Raw genomic sequence first — 13,914 nt, 5'->3', positions numbered from 1 at the left:
ACGGTCACCGCCACGGTGACCGACGCCGACGGCTCAACCGGAACCACCTCCTTCACCGTGGTCATCGACGACGACCTGCCTACGGCTGCGAACGATACCTGGGCATCCACGGTTACAGGCCCCACAGTTCTCATCGACCTGCTCGCCAACGACAAATTCGGAGCCGACGGCGTCGACACCGACAACAATCCGGTCAGCGGCCAGGTGACCGCCACCAACGGTGCTCACGGCACCGTCACCTACAACAACGATGGAACGTTCACCTACACGCCGACGGGCATCTATGTCGGCTCGGACTCTTTCACCTACACGATCAAGGACGGTGACGGCGACACTTCGACGGCCACGGTGACCCTGAATGTGCAGACCAACACCGTTCCATCGGGTGGCGGGACTGCATCGTTGACATTGAACGAAGCCGCGCTCGACACCACGCTCGATGCTTCGGCGCCTGCGGATCTCCAAGCCGGGGCCGTGACCGGCACCAACCCAGGCAGCCGCGGCGAGACGGCGCAAGCAATCAGCGGCATCACCTTCACCACGACCGGCGAAGCCATTGATGTTGCATTCGCCAACCCGACCGGCGATCCAAACTGGGTGGCGCCGACTGTTTCTGGCCTAGCCTCTGGATACACAATCAGCTGGGCGCTCGTCGGCAACCAACTCGTCGGCAGTCTGATACAAACGGCCGGCAGCGTGAACCTCGGCGCATTCGTCTATCTGGCGCTGTCAAACACGCACGCCGGCGCCAACAGTTCGTTGACACCCGTCGTTACCGCGACACTGACCGACCAGCTCCAGCATCTTGCCGGCTCGGGCAACGTCACCATCAACGGGCTTCAGGTGGTGGCCACCGACACCAGCGGTGATCATGTTTCCGGCTCGGTCAATCTGACGGTTCTGGACGACGCTCCGCTGCCGTTCACTCCGGATACGATCTTTGCTGAAGATGTGGCGCACGTGTCCGCAGTTGTTGGCAATCTGAATTTCGCTAACGCGGCCGGCGCCGATGGCGTTGGAGATGTCGTTTTCAACGTGACCGAGTTGTCACCCGTGACTGACCTTACCGGCCAGAACATATTCTTCAACGGAGAGCAGGTACTTTACCACGTCGTGAACCCGCATACGATTGAAGGACGGACATCACTTGCCAATGGTAATGATCTGGCGTTCACAGCAACGTTGGACCCGCTTAACGGCACCTGGTCGTTCACTCCGGCAGGAACGCTCTACGCCGGAAATCCTCTGAACACTGCCAGCGTTGCGCCATCAGGGGGCAATAACCAGGTAATCGCATTCAATTTCCCTGGGACCCAGGATCTTCTCGTAACCGCGAACGGTTCGAACACGGTAAATACCTCTACAGGTAACTTCGGCGTAGGCAGCGGGCAAAGTATCGCCGGAGGAGAAACCGTTCGCTTTGACTTCGTCAAAAACGCCTCGACGGATGGTTCGTCGAAAATATTTGGCGGATACTACGAGGCATCAAGCTTCACTACAAGTATAACAAAGACCAACAAGGAGCCGATTATGACTATCCGCGGGGTGAACGCGGACGGTGACACCGCGTTCTTTGGTGACGCTGGTGATACGACGGCTGCGGGTATCGTGGTTTTTGTCACCAACGCCGGCGGCTCACTTACGCCGCTTGTCACGTATGCTGGCGGAATTGCAACGGTTACCGGGTTGGAAGAAGGCGACATCATCAAGGTTGTTGCTACGACTGATGCATTCAGTGCTATCGAATTCACTGGAGTGGACAATCCTGCGACATCGCAAAGCGATAACTTCAAACTTGGTCCGGCCCAGTTCACGACAACCGACGAGGCCTCGCCGTTCAACGTTGCCATTCCCGTCATTGGCACCGATGGTGATGGCGACCCGATTTCCGCCACCGTCAATGCAAGTTTGACACCTGATCCAGCGACGTTGGAAGGAACGAACAGTGGCGATGCTCTCATTGCCACCTCCGTGATCCACAACCTCTTCGGCCTTGATGGCAATGATACGCTTACCGGTCTTGATGGTCAGTCGAACCTTTTGGCCGGAGGGCGCGGAGATGACACTCTCAATGGTGGCTCGGGAGCAGACCAGTTGTATGGCGGCAGCGGCGTTGACACCCTTATCGGTGGCGGCGGCAATGACACCCTTGTCGGTGGCGCGAACGCTGACACGCTGACAGGCGGTGCTGGCGCCGATACCTTCGTGTTTGGAGCTGGCGACTCGACGCCTGTCATCGGTGGGTCGGGTAATGCCGGCACGATCTCAGGCTATGACACCATCATCGACTGGGGCTTTGGCGGAACGGCGGACAAGCTCGACTTCGGTGTCGCCCCTATTGCAGCCATCGCGATCAGCGGCTTCGACGGCACCGACTCGGCCTTGACGTTCGGCGGGCAAACGATCAAGTCGGACGCAATCAGCGCGAACGGCATCATCACCTTCGATGACGCAGACACTTACGCAAATGCGCTGAGCCTCAACACAGCCGGCGGCGTGGCCGCAGCAGTTCAATATCTGATGGCGAATGACATTGGCGGCGCTGGCACGACCGTGGCCTTCGTTGGCAACGGGAATACCTATGTCTATGAGCAGACCACCACCAACGCGGGTGGCACATTGGTTCAGTTGACGGGCATCACCAACATTACCAACCTCAATACGCTCATCACGAATGGTGCCGTGGATCCCATCATCCTCGATCTCAACCATGACGGCTTCGCCTTCAGCGACCTCAACCACGGTGTCCAGTTCGACATCAACGGCGACGGAACGAAGGACCAGGTGGCCTGGAACACGTCGAACGATGGCATGCTGGCCATCGACCTCAACCATGACGGCAAGGTCGACGACGGCACCGAGCTGTTCACGCCGAGCTTCGGCGGCCGGAACTTCGCCAGCGGCGCGGCGGCACTTGCCTCGCTCGACAGCAACCATGACGGCGTCATCGACCACAGCGACGCGGCATTCGACAGCCTGCTGATCTGGAAAGACGCCAACGCCAACGGCATAAGCGACGCCGGGGAGTTGTCGAACCTCGCCCATAACGATATTACTTCGATCAGCACGACAACGACCTCCGCTGTCGGCGAAATCGATGGGCAGACCGTGACCGGCAACGGAACCTTCCAGATGGCCGACGGGACGACCGGCAACTATGTCGAGGTCGAGCTCGACACTTCGCTCGCCGCCCCGGCGCAGCCGGCCATCGCTTCCGACGGCAGCAAGACCTTTGCCATCGGCTCGCTGGAGGTCGCCGACCTGATCGCCGACTTCCACGATGGCGACAAGATCGATCTTTCCTCCTTGCTCAAGGGCCTTGCCGGCGTCACCGATCTCGTAGGCGGCGGTTTCGTGGAGATCGCGCAGTCCTCGGCCAATGCGGCCAATGCCGAGGTCAAGGTCGATACCGACGGCGGCGGCGACAACTATCATACGGTCGCCGTGCTGGAGAACTACACATTCCACAGCGCCGCCGATGCGGTTAAAATACTCTACGATGACAGCCACGGCACCAAGACGGACGTGGCCTAAAGGGGCGAAAGGGACGGGGTGAGGAGCATGAACAGAATTTTGCGGGTGGCCTTCGGGGCCGGGCTGCTGTCGATGTGCGCGACAGGACTTCAGGCCGCCGACATCATCGAAGGGCCGGTGGCCGACTATTGCCGGACCGTCGGCACATCGAACCTGGTGCTGACCGACAACATCGTCGATCTCAAGGCCGAGGTGGTGAAGCTGATGGACGAGTCGGTGGCCGTCGCCAACAGCTCGGAATGGATCAATTCGTCCCGTCCTGCCTTCGTCTGGGCATCGGAAGCCAAGGTCGCCTGCGGGATGGCCTATGGCTACCTCAAGACGAACTACAAGGACGAGGACACGCTCAACAAGTGCGAATGCTTCCACGACCGCATGGTCGAGTACATGAACTGACCGGAAGGGATCCGGCAGTGCCGGTTGGCTGACCCGATGGTCGGCGGACGATTGACGAGGGCGATCGCCGGAGCGATCGCATTGACCGGTTTTGGCCAGCTTGCCACGCAAGCCCGCGCCAACTGGCTGGAACGACCTAGCCTGGAGAGACCCGCACCGTTCGGCTTGCGGCGGCCGGTTCGCTGCGACGCCGCCTCCGAATGGACTCGCGCGACATTCAAGGCGTTTGCGACATGCCAGGCATCGCTCTACGGCTTGGAACCGGTGCTGGCGCACGCGGTGATGGAGATCGAAAGCGGGTTCGATCCCGATGTGCACGGCGCCGATGGTGAGGTCGGGTTGATGCAGGTAATGCCCGCGACGGCCCGAATGCTGGGCTTTCGTGGCTCGCTCGACGAGCTTGGCGCGCCGGCGACCAACATCGCGCTCGGCGTCAGATATCTGGCGCAGGCAAACAGCCTTGCCGCAGGCGATCTCTGCACCACCGTCATGAAGTATCGTGCCGGGCACGGTGAAACCCGGTTCTCCGAACTTTCGGTCCGCTACTGCCGGCGTGCGCGTGCAATCCTGGCGAGAGAAGGTTTTGCGGTGGCCGGGCCATTGCCGGTGGCGACGTTCGGATTCTCCGCATTCCCGACAGCAGGAGACGATGGTGCCCCTGCCCCGGCGAGGCGGATTTGTGTGCGCCGACTGTTCGTGCCGGGCCCGCGATACATGAAATGCACGGACTATCGAAGCGCCGGGCAAGCCAGAATGATCAAGGCGCTTCGGGCAAGACTTTTCGACGGCTGAGCCATAATCCAGCAATTGCAAAGACGGCGAGGCAAGTCTGCCGTAAGATGAACGGATGAGACCGGGACAAATACCCGGCGGGATATGAGGGAGGCATCATGGATTCTGGCCGGCAGCGACACGGTTCGTGGACGTGGGCGATCGTCTTTGCGTTCGCGGGCATAGTGTCGGGCTGCCAGTCGAAGGGCAGCGTCTCGGACGCGCTCGACCCGGCGGCGATCGCCGCACCCGGAGCGCCGGCCGCCGGCGCTGTTGCCGGTCCCGCCCAGGCGACGCAATCGCTCGGCACGGGATCGACGAAGGTCACGATGCTGCTGCCTTTGTCGGCCCCGGGCAACGCCGGCGAAAACGGCAGGAAGATGCTCGATGCGACCAAGCTGGCGATGGCCGACCTTGGAAATGTCCTGCTCACGGTCACGGTCGAGGACACCAAGGGCGACAGCGCGCACGCCAGCGAATTGGCTGTGAAGGCGATCACCACTGGAACCAAGATCGTCATCGGCCCGGTCGAACTCGCGGCCGCGCAGCACATAGCCAAGCTGTCGGGATCGAAGCGGCCGCCGGTGCTGGCGTTGGCCGACAATTTCGCCGGCGGCCCAGGCGTCTATGCGGTGCGCCTCAACGAGGCCGACAGCGCGGCCGCGGGCGCAGCCGGCCTGGCGGCCAAAGGCAGCAAGAAGTTCGTGTTGCTGGTTGCGGCGGGCGCGAATGCCGGCGTGGTTGAAAAGCGGGTCGCCAACAGTCTCAGCATCTATGGCGCGACGCTCGCCGTCACCATTCCGTATCCGGCCGGCGACGGCGGCACCAAAGTGGTCGATGATGTGGGCTCGCTGGTCGAGGCTCCCGACGCCATCATCATCGCCAGCGGCGACGACAATCCGGCGCAGATCCTTGCGGCGCTCAAAACGAAAGGCATTCCTGGAAAAGCAATTGCCGTCGTTGGAACCAACCGCTGGCTGGAACATCCGATGGAGCCGCTGTTTGAAGGCTCCTACATCGCCACGCTCGACCCAACCGAAACCGGCCCGATCGCCGACCGCTTCAAGACGACCTACAATTATCCAGCCGACGCCAATGTCGCCTACGCCTATGATATGGTCGCCCTGACAGCAGGAATTGCAAGTTCGGCCGGGCCTGACGGCTTCAGCAAGCAGGTGCTCGAAAATCGGAGCGGATTTCGCGGATCGACCGGCCTGTTCCGGTTTCGGGCGGATGGCTCCAGTGAGCGATCCATGCCCTTCTACCAGGTTCGAAAAGGCGCACTCAAGCTGGTCGCCAAATCGACATCGGGGTATTGAGGGGCAAGGAACCTTGCTTGAGTTGATGGGCTGGCTGAGGCACAATCGCTTGATAGCGCTCGGAAGCCTGCTCCTCCTGGCCGGGGTCTTGTTGATCATGCGGGCCGCCGATCTGCTTCCCATCGATCGGCCGATACCAGCGTCGCGTCAATCCATCGACGATAGCCAGCCACTGCGACCAATTGCGACCGTCGCCAATACGCCATGGCGAGGACGGGCACGCAAGATTGCTCAGGACCTTATCGCGCCGCCACAGCTTGATTCGGCGCAAATCGAACGGGTCGAGCCGCGCCTGCCGCTCAGCGACCTTGGTCTGGCTTCGCCTGCAGGGATGCGGATGCCAAAGGATTGGAAAGAGGTCCTGCTGTACCAACCGGTTGCCACCTCGTCGGCAACCTTCGAATCGATGGGGCGCAAGGTAGCCATCAGCGGGATCCAAGGCATTGACCTGGATGAGACCTGTTCCTTTCGTGGCATCGCCTGGCCTTGCGGCCAGCGTGCGCGCGCGACGTTCAATTCCTGGCTGCGCGGCCGGGCGCTGAAATGCGTCGTGCCGCCGGAAGTCGATCGTTTTGCCATTGCGGCACCGTGCAGCTTGGGCAAGCAGGATGTCGGCGCGTGGCTTGTTTCCAATGGCTGGGCGACGGCCCTGGCGAGTGGCATCTATGGCAAGGCGGAGGCAGTGGCCAGAGACGCGCAGATGGGGATATTCGGCCCGCCACAATAGCCGACAATTCGGTGTCTTTGCTTTTGCCGCCGTAGCCTTGCTTTTGAAGGCCTGATTTCGGGCCAATGGTAGGTGATTGCGCCATTACTAAAATTGTATGTTTCCTCGAAACTGAAAGTGCAGCACCTTGGCCTTATGACAGCCGATCAGGCGGGAGATTGGCTAATGATGACACCAATGGCGAATAGCTCGCCCCGGCAATGGAAAGATATCGCATGGCTGACTGCCCTGGGTTCGGCGGGAATTCTGCTCCTCTCGGTTGGCCTAAATTATCTGCTTCTGTTCTCGGAAGCCTTGACGCCGTTTGGCCGCAGCATGGTCACAGCGATCCTGTTGCCGGTCATCGTCGGTGGCCCGCTTTTGCTGTTCATTGGCCTGCAGCGGACCGAGCTCGTCCGTTATCGAAGGGAACTCAACAAGTCGGCGACCTTTGACAGCCTGACAGGCTGCCTCAACCGGACGGTCTTCACGTCGATGGTCGAAAGGAGAGCAACCAGGCCAAAATCGTCTGGTCCAAGATCTGGCGCCTTCCTGGTCATTCATCCCGAACACATCAGGTCCATCAATCTGCGCTTCGGCCTTGGCTGGGGTGACGAAGCCTTGCGGCTCATAGCCTCGACCATCCAGTCATCGGTACGCAAGGAAGATCTGGTGGGCCGGATCGGAACCTCCATGTTCGGGGTCTTTCTGCCCGGTGCGACAGAAGACGACGCCAGGGAGATCGGCGAACGTATCCGGGCGCGCGTGGCCCAAGCCTATTTCGCGCCAAAAGGAACCGCGGATACGCTGACCATCAGCGTCGGCGGCGTGGTGTTTGAAAACGAGTTGGAATTCGAGGACATGTTCCGATCGGCGGAATCGCTGTTATCCGGCGTCGAACGCCAGCCTGGATTTCAATTGTCGCACCTCCATAACTAGAGCCTGTCGCGATTTAAGGGATTCAGGATTCCCTTTGGTTTGAGTTCGTGATTCATTGCGGTTGAAAGGAGACCGCGATGGGCAAGCCGCTACCGCTTGAGTTGCGTCAGCGTGTTGTTGCGTATGTCGATGAGGGGCATGGTCACCGCGAGGCAGCGCGCCATTTCCGCGTTTCGCCTCGCTTTGTGAACAATCTGATCAACTTGCGGCGGCAGACCGGTTCGCTTGAAGCGCGCCGGCAGGGCCATGTGGGCGGCGGCAAGCTTGAGCCGCATGCCGAGTTTGTGCGTTTGCGATTGGCCGAGACCGGCGAACTGACGCTGGATGAGCTTTGCGTCGAACTGGAGGTGCGTGGTGTGAGCGTGCACCGCTCCAATGTCGGGCGCCTGCTCCATCGCCTTGGGCTCAGTCATAAAAAAACTCTACTGGCCAGCGAGCAGCAGCGGGCCGACGTGCGCCAGGCGCGTGAGCTGTGGACCGGGCGGCGAAAGCGCTTCTTCAACAAGGCTTTGGCGCGGCTGATCTTCATCGATGAGACGTCGACCAACACCAAACTGACCAAACGCACCGGCTGGGCGCCGAAGGGCGAGCGCTTCAGGACGCATGCGCCCTTCGGCAAATGGCAGACGCAGACCTTCATCGCCGGGCTACGATGCCACGGTCTTGTCGCGCCGTCGTCAACGCGCCGATGAATGGCGCCATCTTCGAACACTACATCGAAACACAGCTTGCTCCCCAACTGTCGCCCGGCGATATCATCATTCTCGACAATGTCGGCTTCCACAAGAACGAGCGCGCCGCACAACTGGTTCGCCAAAGGGGCGCTTGGCTCCTGTTCCTGCCGCCATACTCACCCGATCTCAATCCGATCGAGATGGCCTACTCAAAACTCAAGGCGCGGCTGCGAAAGAAAGCGGCCAGAACCTTCGACGCACTCTGCCAAGCTCTCGGCGACATCTGCCACCTGTTCGAGCCAGCAGAATGCAGAAACTTCTTCAAGGACGGCGGCAGCGATCGCGTAGAGCTCGTAGAAATTGCCGTGCGAGCTTGGCAGGATCGAGCGTGTGTACATTGCGAGAAAGATGGATGACAGCGCCGTCAGCTCGGCGCAGATCACATAGGCGCAGATGATAACCGGCCGGTACGGATTCCGGAAAACCGCGCGGCCTCTTCATTTTTGCCTACGGCGTAGAGATATCGTCCGAAGGCGGTACGGTGCAGAACGACCTCACCGCCGCCAGCACGAGCAGGAAAACAAAAGAATGAGGAATGGGAATGGAGGTGTAGGCGTTGTTGATAAGAGCCGAGACCAGATCGGTGCGACCGGTGGTGAGATATTCCAGATCCTCGAAGCGGGTTTCGTAGGGCAGGCGGTGATCGCCGAGGAGCTGTCGCCGGGCGGGGCCGCCGACCTTTCCGATCAATCCATAACAGACCACATCCTCGAACATGCCAAAACGGTCTATCACCCCTGCGGCACCTGCCGGATGGGCAGCGATGACCAGGCGGTGGTCGACCCGCAATTGCGCGTGCGCGGCGTGCCGCGCCTACGCATCTGCGACGCCTCGATCATGCCGCGTCTCATCAGCGGCAACACCAACGCGCCGGTGATCATGATCGCCGACCGCTGCGCCGATTTCATCCTCGGCAGCGCTTAGCGAGAAACGGTCAGCCGAGAGAAATCCAGGCTGTTTTGAGGCGGTGTATCTGTCCAGCGCATGCAGCGACTTGTCGCGACCGAAACCGGACAGCTTGACTCCGCCGGGCGGCACGGTGATGTCGCCGCCGCCATACATTGCATAGGTCCTATCAAATCGAGACTGGGATAGCGGTGCCAACGCGCTGCTGCTGGCCGCCAGAAAGCTGGTGCGGATACGCCTGGAGAAATTCAGGCGATGCAGGCAACTTCACCAGACGCAGCAGCTCCAGCAGCATCCATGACGGCGCCGAAGTCGCGCCCGCCTTCCAGATCATCGCTGCGCCGGCCACACGCCCGGCCACTCGGTCTACCTCGCAAACTCCGGCAAGGAACAGCGCATGATTTCGGCCGACACGATGTATGTGCCAGCGCTGCTGGCGCCGCATCCGGAGTGGCAAGGCAGCTACGACCAGGACGGGCCGATGGCGATCACCACGCGGCACAAGCTGATCGATCGCGTGATTGCCGACAACATCCGGATCTCGGGCGGGGGCTCTCAGAGAGGTTCCTGCTATTGCTGCTGCAGGCCGGTGATCATGGCAATGATCTCGTTCTTATCGGTCTTCGCGGTCTCGCGAATTCCAATCTGCTTGCCACGCCTGAGAACACAGATGCGGTCGGAGAGCTTGAAGACCTGGTCGAGGCTGTGGCTGATGATCAGGATGCCGACATTGCGCTGCTTCAGCGACTGGACGATAGCCTCCACCCGGGCGGTTTCGGCAACGCCCAGCGCCGCCGTCGGCTCATCCAGCAGGATCAGCTTGCTTGCCCAATGCGTGGCGCGCGCGATCGCAACGCCCTGGCGCTGGCCGCCGGAGAGATCGCGGATAGTGGCGTGGGCGGAGGGGATGCGCACGTCCAGTTCCTTCACCAGTTTCTCGGTCTCGTCGATCATGCGGCGGCGGTCGAGCAAACCGAGGCGGTTCAGCGGCTCGCGGCCGAGGAACATGTTCATGTAGACCGTCTGCTGGTCGGCCAGCGCCAGGTCCTGGTAGACGACCTCGATGCCGTGCGCGCGCCCCATGGTGGCATTCGACATCGTCACCGGTTTTCCTTCGATGACGATGGTGCCGGACGAGGGCGGGTGGACCCCCGAGACGATCTTGACCAGCGTCGACTTTCCGGCGCCGTTGTCGCCGACGAGTGCAACGATCTCGCCCGGGAAAACCTCGAGCGAAAAACTCTCGATCGCGGTGATGCCGCCGAAATTCTTGCGAATGTCGTGCAGCTGAAGGATGGGCGCGCTCACCGTCATGTGTTTCTCCTAGACTGGCCAGGCATAGGGTTCACCGAAGCCGTTCTCGATGGTTTCCACTTTCGGATTGTCCGTCGAAATGCCCGACACGCCGACAATATGGGCGCGGGTGACGAAGGCCTGGCCACGGAAGCCGAACACGGCGCTGTCGCCAGGCTTCGGCGCGTTCGCGCCGGCGGCATCGATCATGGCGTAATAGTCGATCGCCGAGGGCGGCGGCACCTCGACGCTGCGCAGTGCCGAGCCTGCCGTTGTCGGTTCAGCCGAGACGATCGCCTTGACGTCGTAGTCGGGGAAGATCGGATCGATGTAGAAGCCGCCGCCAAGGCAATAGGCCTTGCCGCCGGAGAGATGCGAGACCTCGGCGAGATAGAGCACCGCCGGCAGCTCCGGCAAATCTTCCATGACATGCAGCGCGGTGGTGCCATGTAGTCCATTGCCGGGCTCGCACTGCGTCGCGCCGGCCTCGGCGAGTGCCGCCAGCATAACGCTCGACGTGGTGCCCGGCGCGTTGATCTCAATGTCCTTGCGGCCTGCCTTAGCCAGCGCTTCCGCAGCTTTCGCGAGCGTCGCCAGATTGGGGGTCGGCAGCACTTTTCGCGAAGCATGGTCGAACAGCAGAGCAGGGAAAGTGGTGATGCCGGCGAAACGGCCGCCTTCGACGGCATCCAGCCGGTCGGCGACATCGATAATGTCGGCGGCATTGAAACCGCCTTCATGGCCGCGATAGAAGATATCGCCTTCGGCGGCGATGCGGGCCAGCAGATGCTGCACATAGCCGGCCGCCTTGGCGCCTGTTGCCGCTTCCCCAGCCTTGGTATCATTGAACACGGTCCAGTAGTCCGGCTTGAAGGTTTTCGCCGCAGCCGCCGCTTCGAATTTTGCGACCTGCTGGAGATGGCCGAGATGGCCAAGCTTCATGCCTGCCTTGTGGGTGGCGCGGGCGCAAGCCATGTCGACGGCGACCGCGCGGTCAATGCCGCCGCGCATCACAGCCCGGCAGAACGACGAGGAGCGGCCGACCTGCTTGGTCATGGCGAAGATCTTCAGGCCGTTGCGGTTGGCCTCGCTCTTGAGAACCCGCGCATTGGCCTCAACCGTGTCGAGATCGAGCACATAAGCATTGGCCGGCAGCTTACCTTGCTGGTGCAACCGGATAGCTGATTCGATGAAGGCGGGGTTGCGGCGGCGCAAAATGTCGAGAAACATGGATGGCTTCCTTCAGCGGTTCTTTTCCCGCAGCGACACGGCGACTGCGGTCAGGATGATGAGGCCGCGCACGATCATCTGGTCGGAGACCGACAGGCCCATCAGGATCAGGCCGTTGTTGAGCATGCCCATCATCAACGAGCCGACCAGCGCGCCGACCACGGAGCCCTTGCCGCCATTGAGCAGCGTGCCGCCGACGATGACGGCGGCGATGACCGTCATCAGGTCGGTTTCGCCGAGAGTATATTTCGCCGCCTGCAGGCGACCGGCATAGAGCAAGCCGGCAAGACCGGCGAGCCCGCCGCTGATGGTCAGCACGGCGAGCCTGATCCTGGGCACGCTGATGCCCGATACGCTTGCGGCGCGGGCATTGTCGCCGGTCGCCAGCACATGCGCGCCGAAACGGGTTTCGCGGAACACCAGGTGGCCGATGGCCACGGCAATCACCGACCACCAGACGAGTGAGGGGACACCGAGCAGCGAGCCGGAACCGAAGAAGCCGGTGAACGCTTCGTTGGTCACCGAGATCGAGCGAAGGTCTGTCATCGAACGCGAAACGCCGGCGAACAGGCCGAGCGTCGCCAGCGTCACCAGGAAGGAGGGCAGCCTGACATACGCCACCAGCACGCCGTTGATGACGCCGATCAGCAGGCCGGCGCCGAGGCCGGCGACTATCCCTGCCGGCATGCCGTACGCGTTGATGGTGACGGCGGCTGCAAGGGCCGCCACCGCCACGATCGAGCCGATCGACAAATCTATTTCGCCGGCCGACATGACGAAGACCAGGCCGATGGCCATGATCGTCACCGGCGTCGTCTGCAACACGATGTTCGCTAAGTTTCGGACGGTGAGGAAGCCGCTGTCCCTCAGCACAATGGCGAAGAACAGGAAGATCGCCAGGAAACCGAGGTAGACGACATATTGCTGCAGATTGAAGCGGCTGGCGAAGCTGCTACCGGCGCTGGTGTTGGCACTGGACATTTTATTCCTCCGGTGGTGAGCGCTTCGCCTCGAGCCTATTTCACCGCGTCCGCGATAGCCGCCGGTACGTCCCTGTTGAGGGACTTCTTCCAACCGTCCTTCACCGTGTCCTTGGTGACGGCGATGGAATCTACGGCATAGAATGGTTCGGCCTTCTTGCCGACCAGAGAACCTGCCGAGGCGCGCGCCAGCGTCACGCCAATGCTGTAGGCCTCGTCGGCGACGAGGGCCGCGATGTTGCCGCCCTTGACCATGTCGAGCGCGGCAGGCTCATTGAGGTCGAGCGTGACAATCTTGGTGTGCGTGTTGCCGGCACCGCGCAAGGCCGAAAGCACGCTCAGCGCCGGTTCGGCCCAGGTGACATAGATGCCGTCCAGGTCCGGATGCTGGGTGATCATCGCCTGGGCGATGTCTTCGCTGCGCGCCGGGTCGGCCATGCCGGCCTCGGCCTCGATCTTCATATCGGGATAGTCCTGCTCGATGGTCTTCTTGAAGGCCTGGTCGCGCTGGTTGGTGACGTAGAAGTCGGCATCGTGGAAGATGTAGCCGACCTTGCCTTTCTTGCCGAGCGCCTCGGCCATGGCGATGCCGGCCTTGTTGCCCATCTGAAAGAGATCGTCGGAGACGATGGTGACATAGTCCCTGCCCTGCTTGTAGCCGGCCGGGGAATTGTCGACGAAGCCGAGCTTGACGCCGGCCTGTCGTGCCGGATCGTAGACCGAAGCTGCAGTCGCCGGATCGACGGGAAGCGACAGGATGATCGACGGCTTTTTGGCCATCACCGTCTCGATATCGGCCTTCTGTCGCGCGGCGTCGAAACCGGCATCGGTCTGCGCCACCACCTCGATGCCGAGGCGCTTGAATTCGTCATGGGCGCCGGCATTGACGGCGTTGGTGTATTCGCTCATCTCGTGCCAGACGAGGGCGGCGGTGAACTTGCCGTCCTTGATCTGCTGCTCTTCGGCTGGCGTCAGCGTAAGACTGCTCGCCGGCACCGGCTTTTCACCATTCGGTCCTGTGGTGACGCCTTCGGCGGCGAAGGCGTGCATGGCTAGCAGGCTCGCCACCGTCGTTATGATTGCAGATGCTATGCGCATGTCCCGAT

Annotated in this window: 13 protein-coding genes and 4 pseudogenes; 10 read left to right on the top strand and 7 right to left on the bottom strand. The window is 61.5% G+C overall.

The genetic code is table 11. The features are described from left to right. The first annotated feature begins 15 nt into the window (after positions 1-15). From NKI31_RS30385 to NKI31_RS30350, 8 genes are all read left to right on the top strand, one after another. A complete protein-coding gene (locus NKI31_RS30385) occupies positions 16-3,534 on the top strand; it encodes an SPM autocatalytic domain-containing protein (RefSeq protein WP_352653316.1) in 3,519 nt (1,172 codons plus the stop codon). 72 nt (positions 3,535-3,606) lie between these two features. Then, positions 3,607-3,930, top strand: a complete 324-nt coding sequence (locus NKI31_RS30380) for a hypothetical protein (protein WP_352653317.1) — start codon at positions 3,607-3,609, stop codon at positions 3,928-3,930. Positions 3,931-4,011: 81 nt separating this feature from the next. After that, positions 4,012-4,722, top strand: coding sequence for a lytic transglycosylase domain-containing protein (locus tag NKI31_RS30375; RefSeq protein WP_352653315.1), 711 nt, complete (start codon positions 4,012-4,014; stop codon positions 4,720-4,722). A gap of 98 nt (positions 4,723-4,820) precedes the next feature. Beyond that, a complete protein-coding gene (locus NKI31_RS30370; protein WP_352653314.1) occupies positions 4,821-6,020 on the top strand; it encodes an ABC transporter substrate-binding protein in 1,200 nt (399 codons plus the stop codon). A 13-nt stretch (positions 6,021-6,033) separates the two neighbouring features. Next, positions 6,034-6,747, top strand: coding sequence for a thermonuclease family protein (locus NKI31_RS30365; protein ID WP_245261124.1), 714 nt, complete (start codon positions 6,034-6,036; stop codon positions 6,745-6,747). Positions 6,748-6,912: 165 nt separating this feature from the next. After that, positions 6,913-7,665 carry a GGDEF domain-containing protein gene (locus NKI31_RS30360; RefSeq protein ID WP_352653313.1) on the top strand — a complete coding sequence of 251 codons (753 nt, stop codon included), beginning with the start codon at positions 6,913-6,915 and terminating at the stop codon, positions 7,663-7,665. A 77-nt stretch (positions 7,666-7,742) separates the two neighbouring features. Further along, complete coding sequence (locus NKI31_RS30355) at positions 7,743-8,357, top strand: winged helix-turn-helix domain-containing protein (RefSeq protein ID WP_352653312.1); 615 nt, start codon at positions 7,743-7,745, stop codon at positions 8,355-8,357. Then, positions 8,285-8,755 (top strand): transposase, encoded by a 471-nt coding sequence (locus NKI31_RS30350; protein ID WP_352653311.1) that lies wholly within the window; start codon positions 8,285-8,287, stop codon positions 8,753-8,755. The genes NKI31_RS30355 and NKI31_RS30350 overlap by 73 nt, the downstream gene beginning before the upstream one ends. On the opposite strand, the pseudogene NKI31_RS30345 reads toward NKI31_RS30350, so the two are convergent. After that, positions 8,663-8,897: pseudogene (locus tag NKI31_RS30345) on the bottom strand (ABC transporter permease); the annotation flags it as partial. The gene NKI31_RS30350 and the pseudogene NKI31_RS30345 overlap by 93 nt on opposite strands. A 150-nt stretch (positions 8,898-9,047) precedes the next feature. Between NKI31_RS30345 and NKI31_RS30340 the strand changes: the two are divergent. Further along, positions 9,048-9,323, top strand: a pseudogene (locus NKI31_RS30340) (GMC oxidoreductase); the annotation flags it as partial. 10 nt (positions 9,324-9,333) lie between these two features. Here NKI31_RS30340 and NKI31_RS30335 read toward each other — a convergent pair. Beyond that, positions 9,334-9,458, bottom strand: a pseudogene (locus tag NKI31_RS30335) (aldehyde dehydrogenase family protein); the annotation flags it as partial. 16 nt (positions 9,459-9,474) lie between these two features. Further along, positions 9,475-9,639 carry a hypothetical protein gene (locus NKI31_RS30330; RefSeq protein ID WP_352627035.1) on the bottom strand — a complete coding sequence of 55 codons (165 nt, stop codon included), beginning with the start codon at positions 9,637-9,639 and terminating at the stop codon, positions 9,475-9,477. On the opposite strand from NKI31_RS30330, the pseudogene NKI31_RS30325 reads away from it, so the two are divergent. Further along, positions 9,599-9,852 (top strand): annotated as a pseudogene (locus NKI31_RS30325) (MBL fold metallo-hydrolase); the annotation flags it as partial. The gene NKI31_RS30330 and the pseudogene NKI31_RS30325 sit on opposite strands and share 41 nt — an antisense overlap. A gap of 23 nt (positions 9,853-9,875) precedes the next feature. Here the strand turns inward: NKI31_RS30325 and NKI31_RS30320 are convergent. Genes NKI31_RS30320 through NKI31_RS30305 form a run of 4 tightly spaced genes read right to left on the bottom strand, consistent with a single transcriptional unit; the run spans position 9,876 to position 13,906 of the window. Further along, entirely contained in the window at positions 9,876-10,619 is a 744-nt protein-coding gene (locus tag NKI31_RS30320) for an ATP-binding cassette domain-containing protein (protein WP_023686849.1), read from the bottom strand. A 9-nt stretch (positions 10,620-10,628) separates the two neighbouring features. After that, positions 10,629-11,828, bottom strand: coding sequence for an alanine racemase (locus tag NKI31_RS30315; protein ID WP_023818638.1), 1,200 nt, complete (start codon positions 11,826-11,828; stop codon positions 10,629-10,631). A gap of 12 nt (positions 11,829-11,840) precedes the next feature. Then, positions 11,841-12,809: an ABC transporter permease gene (locus tag NKI31_RS30310; protein ID WP_352653310.1), complete on the bottom strand. Its 969-nt coding sequence runs from the start codon at positions 12,807-12,809 to the stop codon at positions 11,841-11,843. Between the two features lie 35 nt (positions 12,810-12,844). Continuing rightward, positions 12,845-13,906 (bottom strand): substrate-binding domain-containing protein, encoded by a 1,062-nt coding sequence (locus NKI31_RS30305; protein ID WP_023735717.1) that lies wholly within the window; start codon positions 13,904-13,906, stop codon positions 12,845-12,847. Positions 13,907-13,914 lie beyond the last annotated feature (8 nt).

It is taken from the genome of Mesorhizobium sp. M0659 (assembly GCF_040320605.1).
Taxonomy (GTDB): domain Bacteria; phylum Pseudomonadota; class Alphaproteobacteria; order Rhizobiales; family Rhizobiaceae; genus Mesorhizobium.
The sequence above is the reverse complement of the archived record's forward strand: the minus strand, read 5'-3'. Positions and strand labels throughout refer to the sequence as shown.